The sequence below is a fragment of the Streptomyces sp. NPDC104371 genome, assembly GCF_055583785.1.
This window is the reverse complement of record NZ_JBVJNF010000005.1, coordinates 276782-301955: the sequence shown is the minus strand read 5'-3', so window position 1 is coordinate 301955 and position 25174 is coordinate 276782. Positions and strand designations below refer to the sequence as shown.

Annotated in this window: 24 protein-coding genes and 1 pseudogene; 10 read left to right on the top strand and 15 right to left on the bottom strand. The window is 71.7% G+C overall.

Going from position 1 to position 25174, the window contains the following annotated elements:
- Window positions 1-13 precede the first annotated feature (13 nt).
- The 3 genes from ACZ60T_RS18380 to ACZ60T_RS18370 all read right to left on the bottom strand — a co-directional run bounded on the left by ACZ60T_RS18380 (window position 14) and on the right by ACZ60T_RS18370 (window position 2375).
- The gene (locus tag ACZ60T_RS18380) at window positions 14-952 is read right to left on the bottom strand and encodes a phosphotransferase (protein WP_469666802.1); all 939 of its coding nucleotides are present in this window, start codon (window positions 950-952) and stop codon (window positions 14-16) included.
- Between the two features lie 19 nt (window positions 953-971).
- Window positions 972-2108, bottom strand: a complete 1137-nt coding sequence (locus ACZ60T_RS18375; RefSeq protein ID WP_469666801.1) for a M24 family metallopeptidase — start codon at window positions 2106-2108, stop codon at window positions 972-974.
- Window positions 2109-2216: 108 nt separating this feature from the next.
- On the bottom strand, window positions 2217-2375 hold the full coding sequence (locus ACZ60T_RS18370; RefSeq protein ID WP_469666800.1) for a hypothetical protein: 159 nt from the start codon (window positions 2373-2375) through the stop codon (window positions 2217-2219).
- On the opposite strand from ACZ60T_RS18370, the pseudogene ACZ60T_RS18365 reads away from it, so the two are divergent.
- Window positions 2301-2804 (top strand): annotated as a pseudogene (locus ACZ60T_RS18365) (CTP synthase); the annotation flags it as partial. The gene ACZ60T_RS18370 and the pseudogene ACZ60T_RS18365 overlap by 75 nt on opposite strands.
- A gap of 37 nt (window positions 2805-2841) precedes the next feature.
- Here ACZ60T_RS18365 and phsA read toward each other — a convergent pair.
- Together phsA and cyc2 are read right to left on the bottom strand one after the other, a co-directional pair.
- Complete coding sequence (gene phsA, locus ACZ60T_RS18360; RefSeq protein WP_469666799.1) at window positions 2842-4749, bottom strand: O-aminophenol oxidase PhsA; 1908 nt, start codon at window positions 4747-4749, stop codon at window positions 2842-2844.
- A 233-nt stretch (window positions 4750-4982) separates the two neighbouring features.
- A complete protein-coding gene (cyc2, locus tag ACZ60T_RS18355) occupies window positions 4983-7166 on the bottom strand; it encodes a germacradienol/geosmin synthase Cyc2 (protein WP_469666798.1) in 2184 nt (727 codons plus the stop codon).
- 188 nt (window positions 7167-7354) lie between these two features.
- Between cyc2 and ACZ60T_RS18350 the strand changes: the two genes are divergently transcribed.
- Window positions 7355-8131: an alpha/beta fold hydrolase gene (locus ACZ60T_RS18350; RefSeq protein WP_365623453.1), complete on the top strand. Its 777-nt coding sequence runs from the start codon at window positions 7355-7357 to the stop codon at window positions 8129-8131.
- Window positions 8128-9390, top strand: coding sequence for a cytochrome P450 (locus ACZ60T_RS18345; protein WP_469666797.1), 1263 nt, complete (start codon window positions 8128-8130; stop codon window positions 9388-9390). The genes ACZ60T_RS18350 and ACZ60T_RS18345 overlap by 4 nt, the downstream gene beginning before the upstream one ends.
- Before the next feature lie 7 nt (window positions 9391-9397).
- On the opposite strand, the gene ACZ60T_RS18340 is transcribed toward ACZ60T_RS18345, so the two are convergent.
- Window positions 9398-10414: an alcohol dehydrogenase gene (locus tag ACZ60T_RS18340; protein ID WP_469666796.1), complete on the bottom strand. Its 1017-nt coding sequence runs from the start codon at window positions 10412-10414 to the stop codon at window positions 9398-9400.
- A gap of 191 nt (window positions 10415-10605) precedes the next feature.
- Window positions 10606-11262 carry a Tat pathway signal sequence domain protein gene (locus ACZ60T_RS18335; RefSeq protein WP_469666795.1) on the bottom strand — a complete coding sequence of 219 codons (657 nt, stop codon included), beginning with the start codon at window positions 11260-11262 and terminating at the stop codon, window positions 10606-10608.
- A gap of 569 nt (window positions 11263-11831) precedes the next feature.
- Between ACZ60T_RS18335 and ACZ60T_RS18330 the strand changes: the two genes are divergently transcribed.
- Both ACZ60T_RS18330 and ACZ60T_RS18325 read left to right on the top strand, forming a co-directional pair.
- On the top strand, window positions 11832-12509 hold the full coding sequence (locus tag ACZ60T_RS18330) for a DUF6230 family protein (RefSeq protein ID WP_365623461.1): 678 nt from the start codon (window positions 11832-11834) through the stop codon (window positions 12507-12509).
- Entirely contained in the window at window positions 12509-12952 is a 444-nt protein-coding gene (locus ACZ60T_RS18325) for a DUF6114 domain-containing protein (protein WP_469666794.1), read from the top strand. The genes ACZ60T_RS18330 and ACZ60T_RS18325 overlap by 1 nt, the downstream gene beginning before the upstream one ends.
- Before the next feature lie 104 nt (window positions 12953-13056).
- Here the strand turns inward: ACZ60T_RS18325 and ACZ60T_RS18320 are convergent, their stop codons facing one another.
- The 3 genes from ACZ60T_RS18320 to ACZ60T_RS18310 all read right to left on the bottom strand — a co-directional run bounded on the left by ACZ60T_RS18320 (window position 13057) and on the right by ACZ60T_RS18310 (window position 16744).
- Entirely contained in the window at window positions 13057-13854 is a 798-nt protein-coding gene (locus ACZ60T_RS18320) for a VOC family protein (protein WP_365623465.1), read from the bottom strand.
- A gap of 395 nt (window positions 13855-14249) precedes the next feature.
- Window positions 14250-15746, bottom strand: a complete 1497-nt coding sequence (locus ACZ60T_RS18315; protein WP_469666793.1) for an aromatic amino acid ammonia-lyase — start codon at window positions 15744-15746, stop codon at window positions 14250-14252.
- Between the two features lie 5 nt (window positions 15747-15751).
- A complete protein-coding gene (locus tag ACZ60T_RS18310) occupies window positions 15752-16744 on the bottom strand; it encodes an ABC transporter substrate-binding protein (protein WP_469666792.1) in 993 nt (330 codons plus the stop codon).
- Between the two features lie 398 nt (window positions 16745-17142).
- On the opposite strand from ACZ60T_RS18310, the gene ACZ60T_RS18305 reads away from it, so the two are divergent.
- From ACZ60T_RS18305 to ACZ60T_RS18290, 4 genes are read left to right on the top strand one after another with little or no spacing between them, the layout of a single operon-like run.
- A complete protein-coding gene (locus tag ACZ60T_RS18305) occupies window positions 17143-19689 on the top strand; it encodes an ATP-binding protein (RefSeq protein ID WP_469666790.1) in 2547 nt (848 codons plus the stop codon).
- Window positions 19686-20162, top strand: a complete 477-nt coding sequence (locus ACZ60T_RS18300) for a roadblock/LC7 domain-containing protein (protein WP_365623473.1) — start codon at window positions 19686-19688, stop codon at window positions 20160-20162. The genes ACZ60T_RS18305 and ACZ60T_RS18300 overlap by 4 nt, the downstream gene beginning before the upstream one ends.
- Before the next feature lie 36 nt (window positions 20163-20198).
- Window positions 20199-20639, top strand: coding sequence for a DUF742 domain-containing protein (locus ACZ60T_RS18295; protein ID WP_469666789.1), 441 nt, complete (start codon window positions 20199-20201; stop codon window positions 20637-20639).
- Entirely contained in the window at window positions 20626-21267 is a 642-nt protein-coding gene (locus ACZ60T_RS18290; RefSeq protein ID WP_469666788.1) for a GTP-binding protein, read from the top strand. Before ACZ60T_RS18295 ends, ACZ60T_RS18290 begins: the two co-directional genes overlap by 14 nt.
- Window positions 21268-21365: 98 nt before the next feature.
- Here the strand turns inward: ACZ60T_RS18290 and ACZ60T_RS18285 are convergent, their stop codons facing one another.
- From ACZ60T_RS18285 to ACZ60T_RS18270, 4 genes are read right to left on the bottom strand one after another with little or no spacing between them, the layout of a single operon-like run.
- The gene (locus ACZ60T_RS18285; protein ID WP_469666787.1) at window positions 21366-22034 is read right to left on the bottom strand and encodes an ABC transporter permease; all 669 of its coding nucleotides are present in this window, start codon (window positions 22032-22034) and stop codon (window positions 21366-21368) included.
- Window positions 22031-22738, bottom strand: a complete 708-nt coding sequence (locus tag ACZ60T_RS18280) for an ABC transporter permease (RefSeq protein WP_469666785.1) — start codon at window positions 22736-22738, stop codon at window positions 22031-22033. Before ACZ60T_RS18280 ends, ACZ60T_RS18285 begins: the two co-directional genes overlap by 4 nt.
- Window positions 22735-23865 carry an ABC transporter ATP-binding protein gene (locus ACZ60T_RS18275; protein WP_469666784.1) on the bottom strand — a complete coding sequence of 377 codons (1131 nt, stop codon included), beginning with the start codon at window positions 23863-23865 and terminating at the stop codon, window positions 22735-22737. Before ACZ60T_RS18275 ends, ACZ60T_RS18280 begins: the two co-directional genes overlap by 4 nt.
- 38 nt (window positions 23866-23903) lie before the next feature.
- A complete protein-coding gene (locus ACZ60T_RS18270; RefSeq protein WP_469666783.1) occupies window positions 23904-24095 on the bottom strand; it encodes a hypothetical protein in 192 nt (63 codons plus the stop codon).
- A 20-nt stretch (window positions 24096-24115) separates the two neighbouring features.
- On the opposite strand from ACZ60T_RS18270, the gene ACZ60T_RS18265 reads away from it, so the two are divergent.
- The gene (locus ACZ60T_RS18265) at window positions 24116-24733 is read left to right on the top strand and encodes a hypothetical protein (protein WP_469666781.1); all 618 of its coding nucleotides are present in this window, start codon (window positions 24116-24118) and stop codon (window positions 24731-24733) included.
- Between the two features lie 13 nt (window positions 24734-24746).
- Here ACZ60T_RS18265 and msrB read toward each other — a convergent pair whose 3' ends face one another.
- Window positions 24747-25154: a peptide-methionine (R)-S-oxide reductase MsrB gene (gene msrB, locus ACZ60T_RS18260; RefSeq protein ID WP_469666779.1), complete on the bottom strand. Its 408-nt coding sequence runs from the start codon at window positions 25152-25154 to the stop codon at window positions 24747-24749.
- Window positions 25155-25174: the final 20 nt, after the last annotated feature.

The following is a 25174-nucleotide window of genomic DNA, read 5'->3' as shown; positions in this document are numbered from 1 at the left end:
ACGGCTTGCGGTCCTACGGCGTGTCGTCGTCCGGCAGTTCGGCGAGCCGCTCCAGCAGGATCGCCTCCCAGGCGCGCCGCGACCGCTCGCGCAGGACCGGGAGCGGGGTGCGGTCGCGGCCCTCCAGCCCGTCGGCGAGGCGGACGAGCGTGTCGCAGCGGGCGAGCCACAGGCCGCGCAGGCAGGGGCGGGCGCCGTACCCGGCGAGGGTGGCGGCGCGTACGGCGGCGGGCGCGCCGAGGGTGACGGCGAGCTGGGCGATGTCCTCGGCCGGGTCGCCGACGATCGCGTCGGTCCAGCCGAGCACACCGCGCACGCGTCCGTCGCCGCTCACCACGAGGTGGTCGCCGCGGAGGTTGTGGTGCACCAGGACGGAGGCGCCGGGCTGTGTCGCGAGTTGGCGGGCGGCGGGCGCGGTGAACTGGGCGAGCCGGGCGGGGTCGAACTCGTCGGCCTCGGCGAGGCGTCCGGCGGCGCGCGCGGCGTCCGTCCGCAGGGTCTCCAGGGAGCGGGGCGGCACGCGCGGGACGCCGAGCGCCTCGGCCTGTCGTACGGGCACCTCGCGCAGCCCGGCGAGCAGCCCCGCGAGGTCCGCCTCGCCGACCGCCGAGACGCTCTGCCCCTCGCCCGCGGCGCCGGGCAGCCGGGTGTCGAGGGTGTAGCCGAGGCCATCGGCCCACTCTCCGCGCGCGACGCTCGTCGGGACCGCGATCCGGACGTGGGACCGCACCAGGGCGCGCAGCCGCAGTTCGCGGCGCTGGCGCCCGGAGGCGTCGCGGTCGGTGGCCAGGCGCAGCACGTGGCGCGTGCCGACCCACCAGGTGGAGAGGGGGCCGCCGCCCTCACCGGCGGGTGACACAGCCGGTCCTTCGCCCTCGCCTCCGCCGTCGTGAAGGTGGGAGCGGGCGAGTCGGCGTACGGTCTCCGCCGTGGGTGTCGGTGGCTGGTTCATGAGCGTGCCGTCGGCCCGGTCAGTCGACCAACGCCATCTCGCGGGCCGTGGTGTTGAGGCGGCGTCCGCCGTCGTCGGTCACCGTCACGATGTCCTCGATACGGACCCCGAAGCGGCCCGGCAGGTAGATGCCGGGCTCCACGGAGAAGCACATGCCGGGGACGAGGGGCTGTTCCTCGCCCTCGATCATGTAGGGCGGTTCGTGGGTGGTGACGCCGATCCCGTGCCCGGTGCGGTGGATGAAGTACTCGCCGTATCCGGCGTCGGCGATGACCGCGCGGGCCGCCCGGTCCACGTCCTGGCAGGCCGCGCCCGGCCGGACCGCCCGGCAGCCCGCTTCCTGGGCGGCGTGCACCAGTGCGTGGACCCTGCGCTCCTCGTCGGTCGGTTCGCCGACGTGGACCGTGCGGGAGGTGTCCGAACCGTAGCCGTGCTTGAGACCGCCGAAGTCGAGGACGACCATGTCACCGCGCTCGATGACGCGTTCGCCCGCCTCGTGGTGCGGGTTGGCGCCGTTGGGGCCCGAGGCGACGATGGTGAAGTCGACCTGCTCGTGCCCGAACTGCCGCAGCAGATCGGCGAGATCCGCGGCGACCTCGCGCTCGCGGCGTCCCCCGAAGGAGACCTTCCGGATCTCCTCGTACGTCGCGTCCGCCGCCGCGCCGGCCGCCGCGAGCCGGTCGAGTTCCGCGGCGTCCTTGACGGCCCGCAGCATCGGCAGGGCGCGGGTGAGGGCGAGGTGGTCGCTGTCCGGGAGCCGGTCGCGCAGGCCGAGCAGGTGCAGGGCCCAGGCGTTGTCGCTGATGCCGTAGCGGCCGGTGGCGTCGAGCAGGGAGCCGGCCGCCTGGTACGGGTCCTGGCCGTCGGTCCAGTCGCGCAGGGTCAGCGCGGGCGCGCCGACCGCCGCGGCGGCGTCGGGGGCCTCCAGGGTCGGTACGACGAGGACGGGGTCCTGCCCGGCCCGCAGCACCAGAAGGGTGAGCCGCTCGGTCTCGACCGGCCGGTACCCCGTCAGCCACACCAGGTCGGGTCCGGGCGCGATCAGCAGCCCGTCGAGCCCGGCCCCGGCCGCGCTCTCGGCGGCACGCCGCATCCGGGCCGCGTAGTCCTCGGCGGTGAAGCGCACGGGTCCGTCGTCGTCGGGCAGCGCGGTCATCCATGTCCTCCACAGGTCGAGCAGGCCGAGTTCTCCGGGCAGCATCCTGCCCCGCGCCGGGGGCCGACGCGAGCCCATTGCCGGGGCGCAGGATTCTCGGAGTGACGTCTACAGCGCGTCGAACGGAGGCACGATGCGCACAACGATGATCAACGGGTCACGCGGTGCCACCAGGAAGGAGAACCAGCCACCGGCGGCGTCACCGCGATCCGTACCGCCCGCGAGCAGGGCATCCCGTTCCTCGGTACGTGCGGCGGCTTCCAGCACACCCTGTTGGAGTACACCCGTACGGTCTGCGGTCTGACCCGGGTCGCGCACGCCGAGAACGACCCCGACGCCGACGACCCGCTCATCGAACCGCTCGCCTGCGCCCTGCTCGGCCACGAGGCCGCGGTCCGTGTCGAGCCGGACTCGCTGGCCCGGTCGGTGATCGGCGCCGAGCGGACCGTCGAGCAGTACTTCTGCGCGTACGGCCCCACCCGGCACCTCGACACGCTGCGCGCGCACGGGCCGCGGTTCAGTGGTCATGACGAGGACGGTGCCGTCCGGGTCGCCGAACTCCCCGGCCATCCCTTCTTCCTGGCCACCCTCTCCCAGCCGGAGCTGGCGGGCGACGGCTCGCGCCCGCACCCGATCGTCCGGGCGCCGGCGCGAGCCGCGGTGGAGCACGCGGGCGAGCGGGCGGGGCTCCGCTGAACCTCCGCTGGCCGAACTGCCGCTCGCCCGCGGTCGGTCAGCCCATGTGACCCTCGTGCCCGCCGTGTCCCATCTCATGGCTGAACTTCATCGCCTCGCTCGGCATGACGACGAACGGCCGCATCATGCCCATGTCCTCGTGTTCGAGGAGGTGGCAGTGGTACATGAACCGGCCGTACGCGCCGTCGAACCGGCCCATCACGCGCAGGATCTGGCCGCCCGGCACCCGGAACACGTCCTTGTGGCCACGCTCGTTGGGAGCGAGGGGAATCGACGTGTCCGCGGCGAACGCGATCGGGGCGCGGGTGCCGCCGATCGCCGGGTCGAAGCTCGAGATGTCGTACGCGTCGCGCCCGAGGATCTGGAAGTCGGCCAGATGGATGTGCATGGGGTGGACGATCGGGGCGAGGTTGAGGAAGCTCCACTGTTCGTAGCTGCCCTCGGCGAGGGTGAAGCCGAGGGCGTCGTTGAACGTCCGGGCCGTACGCCGGTACGTCTTCGTCTTCCCGTCCGCGCCGGTGAGTTGGATGACACCCTCGGCGGGGAGCCGGAGGCCCCTCGCGTCCGCCACCTCGGTCATCTCCCAGATCTCCGGGTGGCCACCGGCGCCCTTGGTGGCCGGTGGGGTGAGCACGATCAGCCGGTGGCCGTGGTCGATGTCGTGCGTGAGGCGGCGGAAGGAGCCCGAGAGCACCTCGGGCAACTCGAAGGCGTCTTCCCCTGTCTCCCCCTTCGCGGTCTCGTCGTCGCACCCGCCGACGCGGAACTCCAGCACGTGCGGGTAGCGCACGTCGCCCTCCGGGTCCGCCACCCCCGCGGGCTGGTTCGGGCCCTTGTCGACCAGGCGCAGCGTGCGCCCGGCCAACTGCCGGAAGTCGACCAGGAGATCGAACCGCTCGGCCGGGGCGGCGGTCAGCGTCGGCAGCGCGTCGTCGAAGTCGATCGGCACGGGGCGCGGCAGCAGCCCGCCGTCACTGCCGATCTGATGCACCACACCCGGCACCGGGGTGTTCTCCTCGTCCACGAGGACGAGGTCGTAGATGCGCGCGTTGGACGCGTTCAGCAGCCGGAAGCGGTACCAGGCCGGGGCCACTTCGGCATACGGCCAGATACGGCCGTTGACCGTGGTGTAGGGGCCGGTGAAGGGCAGGGTCACCGGCTTGCCCGTCTCGGCGTTCCGCTCCTCGACCATGACGGTCTTGTGCAGCAGGCGACCGTTGAGGCGGCCGTCCTCGTCCGTGTCCAGGTTCCGGTCGGCGAGCAGCAGCGGGATCTCCCGCTCCCCCGAGGGGAGTCGGAGCGCGTCCTCCTCGTCGTCGCGGATCAGATACGTACCGAACAGCCCCGTCTGCACGTTCCAGCGCGTGATGTTCATGGCGTGGTCGTGGTACCAGTACTGCGTCGCCTGGTGGTCGTTCGGGTACTCCGAGAGCTGGGCGTCACCGAATCCCACGGCGTTGTCCGCCCAGCCGTCGTTGCCGCCGCCGGTCTGGGCGCCGTGCAGATGCGTCACCGACCAGGCGGGCAGGGCCGCCACGTCCTTGTCCGGTTCGACGCCCTCACGGCCCGGCTCCGTGCTCGCCGGGGCGCCCCGCTCGCGCGACTTGACCTGGACGGCCGTGACGGGATACTCGCTCTCCTTCGGGATGCGGTTGGTCCAGGCGATGCGGGTGCGCTGACCACGGCGCACCTCGATGGTCGGGCCCGGCACCGAGCCGTCGTACCCCCACATGAGCGTGGGCGGCAACTGCGGATGCAGGCGCACCCACGTGGGGCGCAGGGCGATCTCGGTCTCCCGCAGGACGTCGCCCGCGTACGGGCGCAGGACGGGCGGGATCGTCAACGGCGCCGCGTACGGCGTCAGTTCGCCCGGCGCCGGTCGGCCCGGCGCTCCGTCCTGCTCCCCCGCCCCTGTGCCGATGGCCCGCTCGATGATGTCGGTCAAGGTCGAACACCCCCCGTGTTCCCTTGTGTTCATTCGTCTCGGCAGCCTGGTCCAGCCGCCGTCACATCCAAGGACTCCTGTCGCCACGCCATAGTTCCCTGAATGCCCCATTCCGGGCGATTACTTTCGGTCGTCCTGCCCGGTGCCCGATGCGGACGGCACCGGACAGGCGACGTTCGCCCGGTGGGCGGTCAGCGGCGGTCGGTAGCGGTCATGGTCAGCGGCGGTCGCCGTCAGCGGGCGGCCAAGTGGGCCGTCGGAGTCGCCCACTTGATGACGGCCGGTGCGAGGTCCGGTACGAAGCCGTGGGCGCGGCGGGCCAGGTCGGCCGCGCCGTAGCGGTGGCAGCCGCGGTGCCAGTTCAGGATGCCGGACATGTAGTTCTGCAGTTCCCCGACATAGCCGTCCATGGTCGCGCGTGCCTCGCCGGACAGGTCGAAGTCGTCGTAGAGCACGGGCAGTTCGTGCGCGGCGACATGCTGGAACTGCTCCAGGCGCTGGTTCATCAGGTCGCCCACGACGCGCGTGGCCGTCGGGTAGTCGCAGCCGAAGAAGTTCTGCACGACGAGGACGGCGTTGTGCACCTCGCCCTCGTACTCGATCTCCTTCTGGTACGAGAACACGTCGTTGATCAGCATCGCGTAGTCGATGGCCGCGTTCTCCAACGCGCGGACCGGGCCGCTGTTGTACACCTCGGCCGGGACCTCGGGGCCGTGCCCCATGCGGCACAGGTTCTTGGTGAGGTCGGCGCCGAAGGTGGCGCGGCGCATCTCCAGGTAGTCGACGGGGTCCGGGACGCGGTGCTGGAGCTGGTTGGACAGCTCCCACAGCCAGCTCTCCGTCATCGTGTCCACGGCGGCGCGCAGCGAGCGCCGTTGCTCACGCGTCATCGCGGCCGTGCTGTGCGTCCACAGATCGAGCAGTCCGCGCTCCATGGCGTTGACGGGCACGGGCGGCGTCTCGCCGTCGAGCGGCATGCACGACGACAGCCGTTCGGTGCACAGCTTGGCCGCCGCGAGGTCGCGTCGGTTGCCGAAGACCAGCGGGTAGTAGTCGTCGCCGTAGGTGCCCCAGGCGAGCCAGCGGGAGCTGAGGTCGAGCGCCTCGGGGGTGGCGTCGGGGTCCAGGCCCGCCGCGCACAGCGGAAGGTCGTACGCCGCGAGCTTGTCCTCGTCCCAGACGCCTTCCTGGAGCATGCCCGTCCCGTGCATCCAGGGGACGAGGCGGCGTCGGGCGCCGTCGAGATGGGGGCTGAGCCGCACCTCGTAGGGCATGGGGAGATCGGGGATCAGCGAGGGCCCCACCGGCTGGAAGGGGACGTGCGTGTACGCGCGCATCCGCTCGGCCCCGGCGTCGGCGAGCAGGGCGCGCACATCGGTGGCGGACATCCCGATGCCCGACAGCCCGAGGGGCCGCCGCTTCTCACGGGCGCCCTGGTTCATGTAGCGGCTGGACCTCAGGTGCCATTCATGGCCGCCGGACTGCCAGTCCTGAAGCCCCTGGGCGTAGGCGGCGACGGCCGCGACCTGGTCCGGGGTCAGGCCCTTGTCCAGGGCCAGTGCGGGCACTTCGGTGAGCGCGGTGTGTTCGAACTGGTGCAGGCGCGAGGTGAGGATGTCGTTGACGGTGTCGGCGGCCTGCTGCGTGGCACAGTCGAAGAACGTCTCCAGGACGAGAACGCCGTTGCTGAGTTCGCCCTCCTCCTCGACCTCGCGCTGGTAGGAGAAGAGGTCGTTGCGCAGATGGACCGCGTCGGAGAACGTCTCCATGAGCACGCGCAGCGGCCTCGACTCCGCGACGACGGCGGGCACTTCGGCGGTCGCGAACTCGACGAGCCCGGCGGACCAGGGGGCGCCGCCGACCTTACGGCGCATCTCGATGTACTCGACCGGGTTGGCGATCCGGCCCTCGTTGATGTTGGACAGCTCCCACAGGGACTCGTTGAGGAGATGCTCGGTGGCGAGCGCGAACCGCCTGCGCCAGTCCAGGGACATCGACGGCACCGTACGCGCCCACAGATCCGCGAGTCCGGCCTCGACGGGGTTCTGCGGCTCGGGCACCGGGGTCGTGAGGTCGAGCGGCATGAACAACGGCAGCCGGTCCAGATAGGCCTTGCCACCCGCGCGGTCCTGGGTGCGCTTGAAGGTCTCCAGGAAGTGGTCGTCGAAGAAGAACACCCACACGTACCAGTCGGTGATGAGCGAGAGGGCCGGGCCGTCGCAGTCAGGGTGGGTGTACGCGCACAGCAGGCCGTAGTCGTGGGCGTCGAGGTCGGCCTGGTCCCAGATGCCGGACCCCTCCAACATGCCCATGGCGCGCGCCCATTGAGTGGTGTGGGCCCGCGCCTCGTCGACATGGGGGTTCAGCCGCGCGGCGTACGGCATGTAGAAGTGAGGGAGTTCGAACGGCTGCGTCATGGCCCGGCCCTACCCAGGGCCCGTCGGGGGCATCCGCGGGGCAGAACATGATCACACCATCGTGTGCATTCGGGGCGCGGAGGCCTCGCGACGGTGCCGGTCGTGGCAGCTCCGCGGGGCCGTCCACGGCGGCTTCTCGCTGTGCACGCCCCCTTGCCGAGCCCACTCCCCCACGCCACCGTGGTCGCATGACCTCCTTCGTACTGCCTCACGAAGTGCACGGCGACGGCGCCCACAAGGTGTTCGCGGTGCACGGCTGGTTCGCCGACCGGGCCGCGTACGCGGCGGTGCTCCCGGACCTCGATCGCCGGGAGTTCACCTACGCGCTGGTGGACCTGCGCGGGTACGGGGCGGCGAAGGACGCGGCCGGCGCGTTCAGTACCGCCGAGGCCGCCGCGGACCTCGTGGCGCTGGCCGACCGGCTGGGCTGGGAGCGGTTCTCCGTGATCGGGCACTCGATGGGCGGCGCGGTCGCCCAACGGCTGCTGGCGCTCGCGCCCGCGCGGCTGCGCCGGATCGTCGGGGTCTCCCCCGTCCCGGCCTCGGGCCTGCGACTGCCCGCCGACCAGTGGGAGTTGTTCGCGGGCGCCGCGCACCGCCCGGACCACCGGCGCGCCATCCTCGATGTCACCACGGGCGGACGGCGCCCTGCCGCGTGGCTGGACCGGATGGTCGCGCGCTCGCTGGCGCGCAGTGACGCGAAGGCCTTCCGTACGTGGCTGGACTCCTGGGCCCTGGAGGACTTCCACACGGAGGTCACGGGTTCGCGCGTGCCCGCGCTGGCCGTCACGGGCGCGCTGGACCCCGCGCTGTCCGCGGCCCTGATGCGCGAGACCTGGCTGCGCTGGTATCCGCAGGGCGCGCTGCGCGAGTTGCCCGCCGCCGGGCACTACGCGATGGACGAGACACCCCTCGAACTGCTGCGCACGGTCGAGGACTTCCTGCGGGCCGAGGAGGTCGCGTGAGCGTCCGGGACGCGCCGCCCGTCCCGGACGTCTTCGACCCGCGCCGGTACGCCGAAGGTGTCCCCCATGCCGCGTACCGCACCCTGCGCGACCACCACCCGGTCGCCTGGCAGGACGAGCCGGAGGTGCTCGGCTGGCCCGCGGGGCCCGGGTTCTGGGCGGTGACGCGGCACGCGGACGTGGTGCGCGTGCTCAAGGACGCGCGGACCTACTCCTCCTGTCTCGGCGCCACGCAGATCCGCGACCCGGACCCGGACGACCTGCCGTTCATCCGACGCATGATGCTCAATCAGGACCCGCCGGACCACGGCCGGTTGCGGCGACTGGTCAGCCGTGCCTTCACCCCGCGCCGTATCGACCGCTTCGCGGCCACCGCCCGGGAACGCGCCCGCGCCCTGGTCGCGGACGCCCTCGAACAGGCCCGCACCGGGGACGGGACCTGCGATGTCGTCGCCGCCGTCACCGACGACTACGCCGTCCTCAACCTCACCGATCTGCTGGGCGTTCCCGCGTCCGACCGGGATCTGCTGCTGCACTGGACACACCGGGTGATCGGCTACCAGGACCCGGACGAGGCCGGGGAGCCGCAGGTGGACGCGGAGGGCAGACCGGTGAACCCGCGCTCGCCGGGCGCCCTGCGCGACATGTTCGCCTACGCCGGGCACCTGGCCGCGTACAAGCGGGAGCACCCGGCCGACGACATCATGACCACCCTCGCCACCGACCCCGAACTCACCGGCCCCGAGCTGGAGATGTTCTTCTTCCTGCTGACGATCGCGGGCAACGACACGGTGCGCTCGGCGGCGCCGGGCGGCCTCCTGGCGCTCGCCGAACACCCGTCGGCGTACCAGGACCTACGCCGCCGCCCAGAGCAACTCCCTTCCGCCGTCGAGGAGTTGCTGCGCTGGCATCCGCCGGTCCTCAGCTTCCGGCGGACCGCCGCCGTCGACACCGAGCTGGCCGGTCAGCGCATCCGCGAGGGCGACAAGGTGGTGGTCTTCCACGCGTCCGCCAACCGCGACGAGCGCGCCTTCACCGCGCCCGACCGACTCGACCTGACCCGCGCGCCGAACCCGCACGTCTCCTTCGGCGACGGCCCGCATGTCTGCCTCGGCGCGCACTTCGCACGGCTGCAACTGCGGGTGCTCCACGAGGAGATGCTGCGGGCGCTGCCCCGTCCCCGGCTCGCCGCGCCACCCGAGCGACTCGTCTCGAACTTCATCAACGGCATCAAGTCGCTGCGACTGATGATGACTTGATGGTGCGTCAGGTCGTCCTCAGCACCATACGGAAGCGCGCCGCGCCCGAGAGCATCCGGGCGAAGGCGGTGTTGATCTCGTCCAGCGGTGCGGCCTCGACCATCGGGCGGATACCGGCGTGCGCGCTGAAGGCCATGGTCTCCTCCACGTCCCGCACCGTTCCCGACGCGTGTCCGGCCACGGACTGGCTGCCGGTGATGAGCTGCAACGGCGTCACCTTGATCGGCTGGTCCGTGACCCCGATGACGACCAACCGGCCGCGCGGCGCGAGCCCGTCGATCGTCGCCGCCATGGCGTCGGAGTTGGCCGCGGTGGCGAGGACCACCTTCGCGCCGCCCAGGTCCTTCAGCGCCCGCGCGGGGTCCGCGGCCGTGCTGTCGATGTAGTGGTCCGCGCCCAACCGCCGCGCCAGCGGCTCCTTGTCCTGGCCGCGGGCGATCGCCACGGTCTCGAAGCCCATCTTGGCCGCGTACTGGACGCCCAGGTGCCCGAGGCCGCCGACGCCCAGGATCGCGACGAGGTCACCGGCGCGCGCGGGGCTGTTGCGCAGCCCCATGAACGTCGTCACCCCCGCGCACCCGAGCGGGGCGGCGTCGGCAGCGTCCAGGCCTTCGGGGATACGGGCCAGGGCCTCGACGGGGGCGACCATGTGGGTGGCGTACCCACCGTCGTAGGACAGGCCGGGGACCTTCAGGTTGAAGCAGCTCACGAAGTCGCCCTGACGACAGGGCGGGCAGTGGCCGCACTGTCCTCCGAACCACCCCACCCCGACCCGGTCGCCGACCTTCCAGTCGGCCGTTCCCTCTCCCACCGCGTCGATCCGGCCGGCCACCTCGTGCCCCGCCACCAGCGGGAACGTGGTGCCGGGGAAGGAAGCCTGTACGAACATCGCGTCGCTGTGGCAGATACCGGAAGCCTCCACCGCGATCCGCACATGCCCCGGTCCCGGCTCGGGCAGTTCCCGGTCGACGATCTCGAACCTTCCCCCGGGCTCGGTCACCTGCGCCACTCGCATGACGGACATGGCTTCCCTCTTCTCGCGGTTGACGCGATCCCCGGGCACCGAGGAGGCCCCGTCGGGGATCGCTTCGTGGGCACGCTGAGTGATCAGTAAACCGCGCGAAGCCGCTGGCGGCCCGGAAGCCGGGCGCGTCCGGCGGTGGCGGCCCTGGGTCGTGCGGGCTGCCACCGACGGACGCGTCCGTCGATCACCGATCAGTTGACCTGGACCACCGGGCTGCCCGCCTGGCTGGTGTCGACGACCGGCGCGTACTTCGCGGTGAAGTAGCCGTCGCCGAAGCACAGGGTCGAGCCGGAGGCCTTGGTGAAGTGCTGGGCGCTGAACTCGATGCCATGGGTGGAGGGGTTCACCGAACCGGTCAGGCTGGGGGCCTGGTAGACACAGGTGATCGTGCCGAGCAGGGTCTTCAGCGTCGCCGTGGTCTGGATGGTGGACCCGGCCGCCGGGGTGACGGTGACCGTGCCGCCGGAGCCGACCGTGGTGGTGTACGGCAGGTGGTCGACGGTGATGCTGCTGACCCCCGTCACACCGACGACGTTGCTGGAGCAGGTCGCGCTGTCGAAGGTGTGGCCGGTGAGCGACTCGGTGGCGGTGCCGGGCGCGGCCGGGTTGCCGGTGACCTTGGCGGTGAACGTGGACCCGGTACAGGAGATACCGCTGGTGCCGGTGGCGCTGGAGTAGAGCGTGGCGGCGGTGCCGCTCGCGAGCGAGGCGTTGAGGACGTCCCCGACGGCGACGGCGGTGCCGTCGGTCGTGGTGAGCACCTCGCCGCTCGCGGAGGCGGGGGACGCCAGGGCCACGCCGAGGGCGGCGGCACCGGCGAGAGCGAGCAGGGTTCGGGTCGTACGCATGGGGAGCCTCTTCTCCGAAGTGGGGGCTGGAGGTGGGGTACGACGCTGCCGACCCATGACGCCTTCTCCGTGCGTGACGGGTCGGCAGCGACGAGCGGCGCCGGGCGGGCCGGGGAAGGGGCGTGGCGGCCGTGCCGGTGCCGCGGCAGAGCGGTGGATCGCGGCCATGCGAGAGATCCGTGCATCGCACCGCGCACACAGAGAGGTCACCGACGCCCCAGCGGGGCGGGGCCGGGAGTGCGAGGTGCGCCGTGCGAGGGATCCGGCGCCACGGATCCATGGGAACGCAGGGGTTGTTGTAGACCTGACGCTCCGTCAATGTCAAGGCGCGGCACGGAAGTTGGTCTTCGACGAACCGTGTTCACGCGCGCGCCGTACAATCAACACCTTTGTCTCACAACTCCCTTGACCGTGGGTGTAACCACGGGTAACTTCGGCGGCCACTGCCCTACCACGAGAAGGCCTCGCATACGCCGGGAGGTGCGAGGAAGCGTGTACGGCAGGCGCTGTCCGCGCCAGGACAACGTGCCAGGAAGCCCTACTCGCATTGACTATGCCCAGGAGCAGACATGGCCTCGTCCTCGGACGCCTTGGCGTCCACCGGCTCGACCCCTGAGCCCCCGGAAGGCGGCACGACCGCCCCGGTGGCACCCGAAAGACGCGGGCGGGTCCGCCTGCGCCGTACCGCGATCATGGCGGTGCCCGCCACCGCGGTCGCCGCGACTCTCGCGATCATGACCGCCCAGGGCGCGCTGGGCGTCCAGTTCGCCATCTCCGGGATGCCGTTCACGGTCACCGCCACGAACCTCGACGGCACCGGCTTCGAGCAGTTCGGCAACCTCGACAACATGGCGGAGGACAGCCCGAACGCCGGCGACACCGGTGGCCAGGTGCTGGTCGTCACCTCCGCGATCAAGAACGCGACGCTCACCAAGCTGTGTCAGAGCGTCGACCTCGGTGGCACGAACCTCCTGATCACCGCGGGCACCGGCTCGACTCCGGTGACCGCGAAGGATCTGACCACCGACTCGACCGAGCTGTCCGGTGACGCCGCGTTCAACAACATCGAGATCGGCAACGACGCGAGCACGCTGAACAAGGCCAACGCCCGGGGCAACAAGGGTGTGTTCAGCCAGCAGGCCGACACCGTGCACATCGGCAACCTCCGGCAGACCAACTACGCCACCACGGCAGGGGTGTTCAAGCTGCCCGGACTCAAGCTCCGCTTCAGCAGCTCGGGGTGCTGATGGCCCGGCCCAAAGTCGCGTTCCGGCAGTGGCGGGCGAAGCGTCCCTTCTGGGGCGGGCTGCTGCTGACGCTGGGCGGTGGGGAGGTCCTGCTCACCGAGAAGGCGTCGCTGAAGGTGGTGCTGCACGTCGGTATGCAGGGCCTCGCGGGGTATCTGCTGCCGACCGTGATGCTGCTGTGCGGGCTGCTGATCCTCTTCAACCCCGCCCAGCGGCTGTTCTACTCGATCATCGGCGTCCTGCTCTCCCTGGGCACTTGGCTCACGTCCAACCTGGGCGGCTTCATGATCGGGCTGCTGCTGGGCGTGACGGGCAGTTGTCTGGCCTTCGGCTGGCTGCCGGACCAGGAGCCGCGCCGCGGCCTCCTGCGCCGCCGCCGCGAGCGGTCGGCCGCCAAGTCGGCCACACCTCCCGTCGCCCCCGCCGAGTCGGCCACCTCCTGACCGCCGCGCCCTTGGCGGGCGGGCGCCGGTCCCGTATCCCTGCGGGGCTCATCCACCGGTTCCCGTCCGCCGGGGCCGTGCGCCGCGTACGGCCGTCCTCCGGCTCAGGGCTCCCGCTTCGAGGTCACGGTGAACCGCGCCCCGTCGGGATCGCCCAGCAGCGCCTCCTGCGCGCCCCGCTCCCACTGGACGACCTCGCCGCCGTTCGCGCGGGCGGTCTCGATACAGGTCTCGAGGTCGGTGACCGCGAAGTGCACCTCCCAGTGCGGGCGGACCGCCGGGTCGGGCGCCGCCTCCACCGCCCCCGAGTGGATCCGCGCCACCACCGTTCCCTCGCTGCGCAGGACCACCTCGTCACCGTCGTAGCCGACCTCGCAACTGCTCTGCGGGGAGGCCCAGTCGAGGACCTCCCCGTAGAAGATGGCGGCGTCGAAGGCGTCGCGGGTGTGCAGCCGGATGAAGGTGGGCGCGTCCTCGCGCCACTGCTGCCAGCCCGACACGAGCCGGCCCTCCCAGATGCCGAAGACGGCTCCGTCGCGGTCCGCGACCACGGCCGCCCTGCCGGGCGGGAGGGAGATCGGCCCGACGGCCGTCGTACCGCCGCGCTCCCTGCTGCGGGACACGGCCTCGTCGGCGCTGCGGACCGCGAAGTACGGCGTCCAGGTGACGGCCATCTGCCACATCGAGGCCACGGCGGCGAGCCCGGCGACCGGGACCCCGTCGGCCAGCGCCACGCGGAAGCGGTCACCGAGGCTGTCCTGCTGCCACTCCCAGCCGAACACCGCTCGGTAGAAGTTCTCCGCGACCTCGACATCGCGCGCGGTGAGGCTGACCCAGCACGGTGCGCCGTACACCGAGCACCCGGGGTCTTCCCTCCAGTCGCGTACCTCGTTCTCGACCATGACCACACCGCCCGGTTCCCGGAGGCAGCCGCCGTACGCCTCCTCCGTCGCTCGCTCAGGACTCCCGGGTACCCCGAACACACCCCATGCAAGGATGCGTCACCAGGCGCCGGACGTCATCCGGAGACCGGTCGCCGGGACTCTCGAGGCCCGAACCCGCCGTGGGCGCCGTTGCCCGGCGACCCGTGCCGGATGGTACCGGCCGGATGGCCGACTCGACGGCAGGGCGGAGTGGGGCTTGCACGGAGAGTCACCGTTCCGAGTGACGGGTGTCTACGTGAGGTGACTACGTCTACGTACGCCTACGCCGTACCGGAAGCACCGGAAAGCCCTTACCGACAGCGGTGATGACGCGGGGGCGCTCGGCGCCCGCCCCGGCGAGGCGGTGACCCGTCCTACAACTCGGCCAGCGTCGGAAGGAGTTCGGCCGCGACGGTCACGTCTCCCGTCAGCGGCCGGTCCTCGGTGTCCGCGGGGAGCGCCGCTGTGGCCACGGTGAACGCCGGGACCGACGGCGGGTCCGGGTGCAGGCGCAACGCCCGTACGGCCGTGACGAGTTCGCAGGCCAGGACGGTGCGGTAGGCCTCGGCGGCGCGCAGGGTCTGGCGCGCGGCCTGGGAGGCGAAGGGTGCCGCGTCCTCCAGGCCGTGCGAGAGGACCGCGTGGCCCGCCGACGCGGGTACCGCGCACGAACGCAGCTCCGCCAGCGCGGAGTTGGCGGTGTACTCCAGGATCATCGTGCCCGAGCTGCTCGCGGCTCCCGAGGCGAGGAAGGCGGGCAGTCCGGTGAGATCCGGGCGGCCCAGTGCGGCGAGCCGGGCGCCGGAGAGCTGGGCGGTCTGGAGGAGGGCCAGGCACAGCCCGTCCAGGGCCAGTCCGAGCGGGGCCGCGAAGAAGCCGCCGTGGTGGTGAGCGGTGCCGTCCGCACCGATCAGCGGGTTCTCCGAGGGGCAGTTGACCTCCACCTCCACGACGCGGCGCAGCGCCTCGGCGGCTTCCAGGGCGGGCCCGTGCGCCTGCGGGAACGCGCGGAAGCCGTACGGGTCCTGTATCCGCCCCTGCGAAGGACCGGGCCGGTCGGGGACGCCGAGCAGGCGCCGTACCTCCGCGGCGGCGCGCGCCGGTCCCGGATAGGGGCGTACGGCGTGGACGGGTGCCGCGTACGCCTCCAGGGAGCCGGAGACGGCGGCCAGCGACAGGGCCGCCACGGCATGCGTGGCGCGCAGCAGCACCGAAAGGTCATGGCAGGCCAGCGCGGACCGGCCGAGGACGAGGGCGTTGCTGCTGAGCAGCGCGAGCGCGTCACCGGGGCGCAGGGGGACGGGCGCGGGCAGGCCGCCTTCGGGTTCGCCGAGCCAGGGGCGTTCCCCGATGAGGGTGAGGCCGGTCTCGGCCAGCGCGGTCAGGTCGCCGGTGCCGAGACCGCCGTACTCGTGGACGGCGGGATGGACGCCGAGCCGCAGCGCTTCGGTGAGGGCGGTGATGAACGCGGGCTGGATCCCGGAGCCGCCCGCCAGGAGCTGGTTGGCGCGCACGGCCAGCATCGCGCGGACCTGGCGGGCCGGGAGCAGGGCGCCCGCGCCGCCCGCGTGGCTGCGCAGCAGGCGTCGTCCGTGGTCGGTCTCGTCGCCCGCCGTGACCGTCACCGAGCGGTGGGCGCCGACGCCGGTACCGCGGCCGTAGAGCCGGCCCGTCCTGGCGAGCCGGTCCGCCGTGTGCCAGGAGCGCCGGGCCCGCTCCAGCGCCGCCTCGGGCACCGCGGGCGCGGCCGTGCCGTCGGCGAGGCCGACCACCCCGTCGACCCGGAGGCCGGTGCCGTTGAGGACGACGCGGGTGCCCGGGGCCCCGGAGGGCGAGGGGACCCGCGTCGGTCCGTCCGCGGTGACGTCCACGTGGGTCAGTCCAGACCGGCCGACTTCAGCCAGGCCTTGGCGACGTCCAGCGGGTCCTTGTTCCCGAGCTGGACCTGGGTGTCGAGGTCGAGCAGCGTCGCCGTGTCCAGCTTGGCGGAGACGGCGTTGAGCGCGTCGACGCCCTTCTTGGGCAGCCCCGACTTGTAGACCAGCGGCTGCACGTTCTCCAGCCCGAAGAGGTTCTCCGGGTCCTGGAGGACCACGAACTTCTCCTTGGCGATGGTGGGGTCCGTGGTGAAGAGGTCCGCGGCCTGCACGGTGTTCTTCGTCAGCGCGGCCTGGGTCAGCGGGCCGCCGGCGTCGAGCGCCTTGAAGGACTTGAACTCCACGCCGTAGAGCTTCTTCAGGCCCTCCAGGCCCTGCATACGGGTCTGGAACTCCGGCGAGCCGCCGATGACCAGGTCCTTCGCGACACCCTTGAGGTCCCCGATGCTGGACTTGCTGGTGAGGTGGTACTTCTTCGCGGTGGCCGCGTTGATGGTGACGGCGTCCTTGTCCTGCGCGGGCGCCGGGTCGAGGAGCGTCAGCTTGGCGTCGAGCTTGGCGTTGAGAGCGGCCGTCGTCTCCGCGAGCGTCTTCGGCGCGGCGTCCTTGTCCAGGTAGGCCAGCAGCGCGCCGTTGTACTCGGGCAGGACGGTGACGGAGCCGTTCTTCAGCAGGCCGTAGGTGGTCTCACGGCTGCCGATGTTCGGCTTGTAGGTGACGTCGACACCCTTGGCCTTGAGCGCCTCGCCGTAGATGTCCGCGATCAGGATGCTCTCGGCGAAGTTGTTGGAGCCGACGACGACGGAGTTGCCGCCCGCCTTGTCTTCCTTGAGCGGGTCGGACTTGTCGTCGGAGGACGAGCCACACCCCGCGAGCAGTGCCGACGTGGCGGCGAGCGCGACGACCGCCGCGCCGGGGAATCTCCTGCTGGACGTGCTGGTGTTCGTAGAAGTCACGGTTCCCGTTCCGGGCTGAGGGCTTGGGCAGGGCATGGCGCAGTGGTGCGAAGCACGAGGCATCGCACCCTACTGATCCAATCCAGCCCGTTCTTGATCAGTCAAGGGCCTTCTGATCACCAATTGGCTTCAATGGGTAGCCACTTATGAACATCGGGTGGTGGTGGAGCGCGGACCGGGCCACAAGGGAAGCACCCGCCCTTTGTAATGGATTCTTGACTTAGGGCGACACGATCAAGCGCCTGAAGAGGCGATAGTCTCCGGGCAACCGGCGGCGCGCCGCGTTGCGGAGCACCTGCGAAGTCCCTGTCCTTCGTGCGTTGTTCCGCGCCCGGCACCACCGGCTTCACCGGTGCCCCCGGTCGGCCGACGACGGTCACACGCACTCTTCGCACGCCCTGAACACGCCCTGACACGCCCTCGAAGGAGGCTTGGTGTCCACGACCGAGGTGGACGCGCCGGCCCGGCCGGCGCCGTCGCCGCCCCAGAGTGGCATACGCGGCTTCGCCGACCGCTGGACGTTCCGGCGCAAGCTCAACGTCCTCGTCGGCGTTCCGCTCGCCATGCTCGGCGTCCTGCTCGCGCTCGTCATCGTCGACCAGGTGCAGCAGGCGCGCGAAGCCGCGTCGGCGGCCCAACTGGTGCGCGACAGCGGACAGGTGGCGGTCCTCGTCGACCGGGTGGAACGCGAACACCAGCAGGCCATCCTGCTCTCCGTGCGGTACGAGGCGGCGGCCGGCGACGAGAAGCCCTCGCTCACCGCCTACCGCCGGGCGCAACAGGCCGTGGACAAGCAGGTCCAGCAGGTCCGTGCCACCTTCGGCGACCGGCTGCCGCTGACCGAGGCGCAGGCCCTCAAGGAGGTCGAGGGCCTGACGACGCTGCGCGAGACGATCGCGCGGGACTATCTGCCCGCCGACAACATCGACCCGGCCTACACCAACGCCGCCAAGGGGCTGCTCGACGGGCTCGGCCTCGACCGCAACGCCGGGCTCGCGGCCACCTTCACCGGCAATCTGCTGGACTCCCTGCTGCGGGCCGACGCCGCCCACAGCGCCTTCGAGACCAGCGTGTTCTCGGCGACGACCGGGGACAGCAACGCCCTCATCGAGTTCACGAACGCCGTCGGCTCCTACGAGCTGTACACCTACCAGGCCGACCGTTTCGGGGGGTTCGCCACCGAGGCGCAGGCGGACGAGCTGTCCGGCATCGAACGCAGCACGGCCCAGCGGTCGATCGCCCAGGCCTACGCCGAACTCCAGGTCGACCCCAGCGCGTTGCAGGCGACTACCCCCGCCGAGATCCGCCGGGCCTTCGAGCACGCCCTGAGCAACTACCCGGACTACCCGAAGCAGGCCGCGAGCCGACTGCACATCACCGCCTCGCTCATCGGCCAGATCGCCGACCGCGCGCAGGACACCTCCAGCGACGCCTGGTGGCGCGCGGGTCTGCTGCTCGGTGTGGCGGTCCTCGGCTTCGGCTTCTGGCTCGCCTTCTCGGTGGCGGTGCGCCGCTCGGTCGTCCAGCCGGTGCAGGCGCTCACCGACGCCGCCCAGCAGGTCGCCGAGGTCGCCGGGCGCGAACTGGCCCGCGTGGCCGACGACGACGCGGAGGACGCGGGACCGCCGCGGCTGCGCGAGGTGCCGGTCACCGTACGGGACGAGATCGGCGAACTCGCCGAGGCCTTCAACCATGTGCAGACCACCGCGGCGGCGCTCCTGGAGCGTCAGGTGCTCAGCCGCCGCAACGTCGCCGAGATGTTCGGCAACGTCGGGCGCCGGGTCAGCAACCTGACGACTCGTCAGCTCGCCCTGATCGACGCGGTGGAGCGCGGGGAGACCGACCCGGCTCTGCTCGAACGCCTCTACTCCATCGACCACATCGCCGTACGTCTGCGGCGCAACGCCGACAGCCTGATGCTGCTCGCGGGTATCCGCGAGACGGTCCTGGACGCCGGTCCCACCGCGCTCACCAACGTCGTACGGGCCGCGCTCGGCCAGATCGAGGGCTTCCAGCGGGTACGGCTGCGCGCCGGTACCGAGGTCATGGTGGAGCCCGACATCATCGGCGACCTGACGCTGATGATCGCCGAACTCGTGGAGAACGCCGTCTCGTTCTCGCCCGCGGGCAGCCCCGTCGAGGTGACCGTACGGACGACCGGCCACGGCGCGGCGATCGAGGTCGTCGACCACGGCCTCGGCATGAGCGCCGAGCGGCTCACCGAGGAGAACGCCCGGCTGATCCGCCGTGAGCGCCTGGACGTCGTCCCGACGAAGGTGCTCGGCCTGTTCGTGGTGGGCACGCTGGCGCGCCGCTGGGAGGTGGTGGTCGAGCTGTCCCGGACGGCCGGTGGCGGTGTCACGGCGACCGTCGGCATCCCCTCGTCGCTGCTGCTGACGATGAGCCCGGTGGCCGCGCAGGGCCCGAGCCAGGTGCCCGCGCCCGCGCCGAGCGGCGGCCCCGTGCCGTCGTCGGCCCGCGCCGCGGGTGAGACCCCGGCGGCTGCCGCGCTGCCCCGGCGCGTCCCCCGCCGCGAGCAGGAGCCGGACGCGGGGCCGGGCACGGAGCCGGACGCAGGGCAGAGTACGGAGACGAGCCCGACTCCCGCGAAGACGGCGCCCGTCGACCGTACGACCTCCCACGACCGCGCCGAGGAGCCCCCGTTGGTCCCCCGGCCCCGGACCGAGGAGCCGGAACCGGCCACGCGGGACGCGGCGCCGTCACCCGCCGGGGACGCACCGGGCGGCGCCCGCCCCCTGCGCCGACGCGTCCGGGGCGCGACCCTGCGGACCACCGGCGCCGATGCCGCCGGACAGGAACGACAGGCCCCCCGGCTCGCCGACGCGGACGAAGTCCGTTCCGCACTCGAGGAGTTCGAGGCGGCCGTGGAGCGCGCCCATCGGGACAGCGCCCGGCGGACCGCCCCGCACGAGCACGACCAGCACGACCAGAACCACCTCCCGGAAGGAGCGGAACAGTGAGCACGTCGACAGGTGAGACTCCGGCAGGAGCCACCACGCCGGCCGAACTCCAGGCCGCCGCAGCCGACTTCACCTGGCTGCTCAATCGTTTCGCGACGGAGACCGCGGGTGTCGTCGACGCCATAGCCGTCTCCTCCGACGGGTTGCTCATCGCCGTCTCCGAACTGCGCGAGCACGCCGACTCGGAACGGCTCGCCGCCATCGTCTCCGGCATCACCAGCCTGGCCGCCGGGGCCTCCGGCAACTACGGGCTCGGCGGGCTCAACAAGGTCATCATCGATCTGGAGGGCGGCCATGTCCTGGTCTCCGCGATCGGCAGCGGCGCCGTGCTCGGCGTGGTCGCCGACAAGGAGGCCAAACTGGGCAACGTCGCCTACGAGATGACTCTGTTCGCGAATCGGGTCGGTACCGCGCTCAGCCCCCAGCTCGTGCTGGAGCTGAAGAACAGCGTCGGCGCCGCGTCAACGGGGTGACCGGTATCCACCCGGTCCAGGAAGGACAGAACACCCATGGCGGACGGCCGCACGCCACGCGGCGCCGGCGAAGACGGCTCCCCTCCGCCGGAAGCGGTGGGCCCCGCCTCCGCCGTACGGCCGTTCCTGCTCACCGCCGGCCGGGTGGCGCCCACCGCGTCCGGCCGGCCGATCCCGGTCGAGACACAGGTGGTGGCCACCCCCGCGGGGCTCGACGGGCTCGACCTGCTCTCCTTCGAGCAGCACGACATCGTCGCCGCGTGCCGGCGTCCGCAGTCCATCGCGGAGCTCGCGGCCCGGCTGCGGCTGCATCTCAACGTGGTCCGGGTCCTCGCCGAGGACCTGCGCGCGGCCGGGCAGTTGACGGTGCACGTGCCGCACGCCGACGTCACACACGACGCATCCGTCCTGCGCAGGGTTATCGATGGCCTGCGGGCCATCCCCGACTCCCGGGGGGTACTCCGTGACACCGACTGAACCGGCCTCCCCGCCCCGTGCGCCCGGTCCCGCCCGACCGGGGCGGGGCCCCGGCGCGGCGGCGCGGGGCGCCGTACGGCCGCCGCTGCCGGTCAAGATGGTGATCTCGGGCGGCTTCGGCGTGGGCAAGACCACCGCCGTGGGCTCGATCTCCGAGATCGAGCCGCTGACCACCGAGGCGGCCATCACCGAGGTCGCGGCGGGCGTGGACGACCTCACGCACACCCCGGGCAAGACGACGACCACGGTGGCGATGGACTTCGGCTGCATCACCATCGACCCGACGCTGAAGCTGTATCTGTTCGGCACCCCGGGCCAGGACCGGTTCGGCTTCATGTGGGACGACATCGTCGAGGGCGCGGTGGGCGGGCTCGTCATCGTCGACACCCGGCGCATGGACGACTGCTACGCGGCCGTGGACTACTTCGAGCACCGGCAGATCCCGTTCGCCGTCGCGCTCAACGCCTTCGACGGCAAGGTCGAGTACGACATCGACCAGGCCCGCTGGGCGCTGGACGTCTCCGAGCACGTCCCGGTCATCGTCTTCGACGCCCGTGAGCGCGGCTCGGTCCGTGACGCGCTGCTCGTCGTTCTGGAGCAGGCGCTGGCCCGCAGCGGCGGCAGTTGACCGACGACGGCCGCGGATACGCGGACGGGACAAGACGGGCCCGGGACGGTGTGGAAGCCGTCCCGGGCCCGTCGTCGCTTCGACCGGTGATCCGGTGGTCAGCCGCTCCTGCGGACGCCCGGCGACACCGCGACCCGCGCGACCGCCCAGAACACCCCGAGCGTCACGAGCGCCAGCACGGCCACCAGCGTGGCGCCGCCGACCACCTTCTCGTAGTTCCGCTGATAGAGCCCGTCGATGATGTACCGGCCGATCCCGCCGAGGCCGACGTACGCGGCGATGGTGGCGGTCGACACGATCTGGATGGCCGCCGAGCGCACGCCGCCGAGGATCAGCGGCAGGGCGCCGGGCAGCTCCACTTGGAGGAGGATCCGTGACTCGGGCATCCCCATGCCGCGCGCGGCGTCCACGGGTGAGGGGTCGACGGAGCGGACCGCCTCGTAGGTGGTGACCAGGATCGGCGGGACGGCGAGGACGACCAGCGGGATCATCACGGGCCCCAGACCGAACCCGAGCCACATGACCATCAGCACCAGCAGGCCGAAGGTGGGCAGCGCCCGGCTGCCGGTGGCGACCAGGGCGATGGCGTTGCCGCCGCGCCCGTAGTGGCCGGTGATCAGCCCGATCGGGAGTCCGATGACGACGGCGATCGCGAGGGCCTGGAGGGAGTAGTGGAGGTGCTCCGTCAGCCGGGTGGGGATGCCGTCGTATCCGTGCCAGTGGGATCCGTCGCTGAAGAACGCGTGGATGAAGGTCAGGACGTTCACCGGGCCGACTCCTCGAGGGCTGGTACGGCCGCGCCGCCGCGGTTCTTCCGTCCCGCGCGGTTCGTACCGCTCGGCATCCAGGGGGTCAGCAGGACGCGGATCAGGACCAGCGCGGCGTCGACGAGGATCGCCAGGACCGCCGTCGTGACCACCGAATTCACCGCGTACACGGGCCGGTTGTAGATGTTCGCGTCATGCAGCAGATTGCCGAGCGCGCCCTGGTTGCCGATCAGCATGCCGACGCTGACGAGGCTGATGCTGGACGCGGTGGCCACCCGCAGCCCGGCGATGATCGTGGGCACGGCGATCGGCAACTGCACCTGGAGATACCGGCGTACGGGCCCGAAGCCCATCGCGGTGGCGGCGTCGAGCGTCTCCTGCGGCACCGAGCGGACGGCGTCCACGATGGCCGGGACGAGGACGACCAGACTGTAGACGGAGAGCGGGATCATCACGGTGGTCTCGCTCATGCCCGTGTAGTCGATGAGGACGACGAAGAAGGCCAGCGACGGGATCGCGTACAGGATGGTCGTCGACCACAGCACGGGGGGATACAACCAGCGGAAGCGCACGCACAGTTGGGCCAGCGGCAGCGAGACGACCAGCCCCGCCAGGACGGGGATCAGGGCCTCCCTCAGGTGCAGGACGATCAGCCCGAAGTAGGTGTTCTGGAGGTCGCTCGGGATATGGAAGAAGTCGTTCATCCGGCGACCTTCGCCGCGGTGAGCCCCTCGGCGTGGGCGGCCCGGATCGCCTCGCCGACGGCCTGCTGGGACACGACCCCGATGACCCGCCCGGCGTCGTCCACCGCCACGGCCCAGCCGGTGGGCGAGAGCACGGCACCGTCGAGCGCGGCGCGCAGCGAGTCCGTGCCGTACGCGAACGGCCGTCCGTACGGCAGCAGTCGGGCCACGTCGATGTCACCGGCGACCAGGTCCGCGGGCTCGCTCCAGCCCAGCGGCCTGCCGTCGAGGCCGGTGACGAGCAGATACGGCGTCTCGGGCGTCGTCCGCGCGGCGATCTGCTCGGCGGTGGAGTCGACGGCGACGATCGGCGTCTTCTTCAACTCCAGGGCCTGAGCGGGGAAGAACGACAGCCGCCGGATGCCGCGGTCCGCGCCGAGGAAGTCCTCCACGAAGGCGTCGGCGGGCGAGGAGAGCAGTTCGGCGGGCGGCGCGAACTGGGCGAGCCGGCCGCCGGTCCGCAACACGGCGACCATGGTGCCGAGCCGGATCGCCTCGTCGATGTCATGGGTGACGAAGACGATGGTCTTGCCCAACTCGCCCTGGATCCGCAGGAGTTCTTCCTGGAGGCCCTTGCGGACGATCGGGTCGACGGCGGAGAACGGCTCGTCCATCAGCAGCACCGGCGGGTCCGCGGCGAGCGCACGCGCCACGCCGACGCGCTGCTGCTGTCCGCCCGAGAGCTGGTACGGATACCGCTTGGCGAGCGAGGCGTCCAGCCCGACCCGTTCCATCAACTCCCGCGCGCGGGCGCGGGACCGGGCCTTGCTCTGGCCGAGCAGCCGGGGCACGGTCGCGATGTTGTCGACGATGGTGCGGTGTTGGAAGAGCCCGGCGTTCTGGATGACGTAACCCATCGACCGGCGCAGCGAGTTCACCGGCTGGCGGCTGACGTCGACGCCGCCGAGGGTGATCGTGCCCTCGCTCGGCTCGACCATCCGGTTGATCATGCGCAGGGTCGTCGTCTTGCCGCAGCCCGAGGGGCCGACGAGAACGGTGATCGAGCGGTCCGGTATCTCCAAGGACAACCGGTCGACCGCCACCGTGCCGTCCGGGTACCGCTTGGTGACTGAATCTATCCGTATCAAAGTGCCGAATACCCTTCGGGGTGGGGCAGTGAGCGGCCTCAATCGGCCGTGATGTTCGGGCCGTTGCCGGGAGAGTCTAAACCGATCGGGTCACGGTACCCGGGCACCCGGTCGGCAGCCCACTCCTCGCCCACCGCACCCGTGACGCCCGTCCCAGGGGCTGCCGCGTCGGACTCATAGCTGCCGATGGCATGATGGCCGACCGTATCGGCATCGGGCAGGTAAGTCACGTGCGGTCAGGCGGGAGAACGTGAAGGTGGCGAAGGCGGCGGCGACACGCCGGACATGGGCGGACAACATGCCGAAGTCGCTGCCGGGGCGCGTCTGTCTCGCGGTGACGCTGCTGTTCATGGGGGTGATGTTCAGCGCCTTCGGGAGCTACGAAGGCGTGCATGTCGCCGACGGCCTGAAGTACTCCACGCGCGCCTCCGGCACCCCGGGGCTGCTGACGATAGAGCTGTGCAACACCTCGGGCATCGGCAAGCAGCGCACCACCCACTGCTACGGCACCTTCCGCTCCGACGATCACCAGGTCGTGGACCGGTGGGCGCGCATCGGCGACTCCTTCGAGCCGAGGACGGTACTGCCGGTGCAGCGGGAGGCGAACGGCTACTGCCACACGGTCGGGGTGGCCCCGACGGCCGGGCGGCTGGCCGGGATCTGCGGCTGCGCGTTGGCGCTCGCCATCGGCCTGGCCGCCTTCTGCCGGGGCTTCTACGTCGCGATGCCGCGCGCCGGCGGCCGGATCGGCGCGGCGGTGTGGTCACCGCGCGCCGGTCTGGTGACGTTCCGCCTGTGCAAGGCGGTCGGGATCGCCTTCCTCGCCCTCGGCGCGATCGGCATCGTCGGCCTGCTGGCGATGCCCTGATGGGCCGGGAGCCTCAGTCCTCCGCCGGACTGAGCCGCAGCGAGATCGAGTTGATGCAGTAGCGCTGGTCCGTCGGCGTCGGATAGCCCTCGCCCTCGAAGACATGGCCCAGATGGGAGCCGCACCTCGCGCAGCGGACCTCCGTGCGCATCATCCCGTGCGAGCGGTCCTCGATCAGTTCCACCGCGTCCGAGGAGCGCGGGTCGTAGAAGCTCGGCCAGCCGCAGTGCGAGGCGAACTTCGTGTCCGAGGTGAAGAGTTCGGCGCCGCAGGCACGGCAGGAGTAGACACCCTTGGTCTTGGTGTCCGTGTACTCACCCGTGAAGGCGGGCTCCGTGCCGGCCTGCCGCAGGACCGTGTACTCCGCCGGGCTCAGCTCCGCACGCCACTGCTCGTCCGGCTTCTCGACGTCGTACGCCATGAGTGTCAGCCCCTTGGTTC

Excerpts from the sequence above, each read along its gene's own strand:
- ACZ60T_RS18380 (WP_469666802.1), bottom strand. The coding sequence starts at position 952 with ATGAACCAGCCACCGACACCCACGGCGGAGACCGTACGCCGACTCGCC.
- ACZ60T_RS18375 (WP_469666801.1), bottom strand. The coding sequence starts at position 2,108 with ATGACCGCGCTGCCCGACGACGACGGACCCGTGCGCTTCACCGCCGAG.
- cyc2 (WP_469666798.1), bottom strand. The coding sequence starts at position 7,166 with ATGACGCAGCCGTTCGAACTCCCTCACTTCTACATGCCGTACGCCGCG.
- ACZ60T_RS18350 (WP_365623453.1), top strand. The coding sequence starts at position 7,355 with ATGACCTCCTTCGTACTGCCTCACGAAGTGCACGGCGACGGCGCCCAC.
- ACZ60T_RS18340 (WP_469666796.1), bottom strand. The coding sequence starts at position 10,414 with ATGTCCGTCATGCGAGTGGCGCAGGTGACCGAGCCCGGGGGAAGGTTC.
- ACZ60T_RS18335 (WP_469666795.1), bottom strand. The coding sequence starts at position 11,262 with ATGCGTACGACCCGAACCCTGCTCGCTCTCGCCGGTGCCGCCGCCCTC.
- ACZ60T_RS18330 (WP_365623461.1), top strand. The coding sequence starts at position 11,832 with ATGGCCTCGTCCTCGGACGCCTTGGCGTCCACCGGCTCGACCCCTGAG.
- ACZ60T_RS18325 (WP_469666794.1), top strand. The coding sequence starts at position 12,509 with ATGGCCCGGCCCAAAGTCGCGTTCCGGCAGTGGCGGGCGAAGCGTCCC.
- ACZ60T_RS18320 (WP_365623465.1), bottom strand. The coding sequence starts at position 13,854 with ATGGTCGAGAACGAGGTACGCGACTGGAGGGAAGACCCCGGGTGCTCG.
- ACZ60T_RS18310 (WP_469666792.1), bottom strand. The coding sequence starts at position 16,744 with ATGCCCTGCCCAAGCCCTCAGCCCGGAACGGGAACCGTGACTTCTACG.
- ACZ60T_RS18295 (WP_469666789.1), top strand. The coding sequence starts at position 20,199 with ATGGCGGACGGCCGCACGCCACGCGGCGCCGGCGAAGACGGCTCCCCT.
- ACZ60T_RS18280 (WP_469666785.1), bottom strand. The coding sequence starts at position 22,738 with ATGAACGACTTCTTCCATATCCCGAGCGACCTCCAGAACACCTACTTC.
- msrB (WP_469666779.1), bottom strand. The coding sequence starts at position 25,154 with ATGGCGTACGACGTCGAGAAGCCGGACGAGCAGTGGCGTGCGGAGCTG.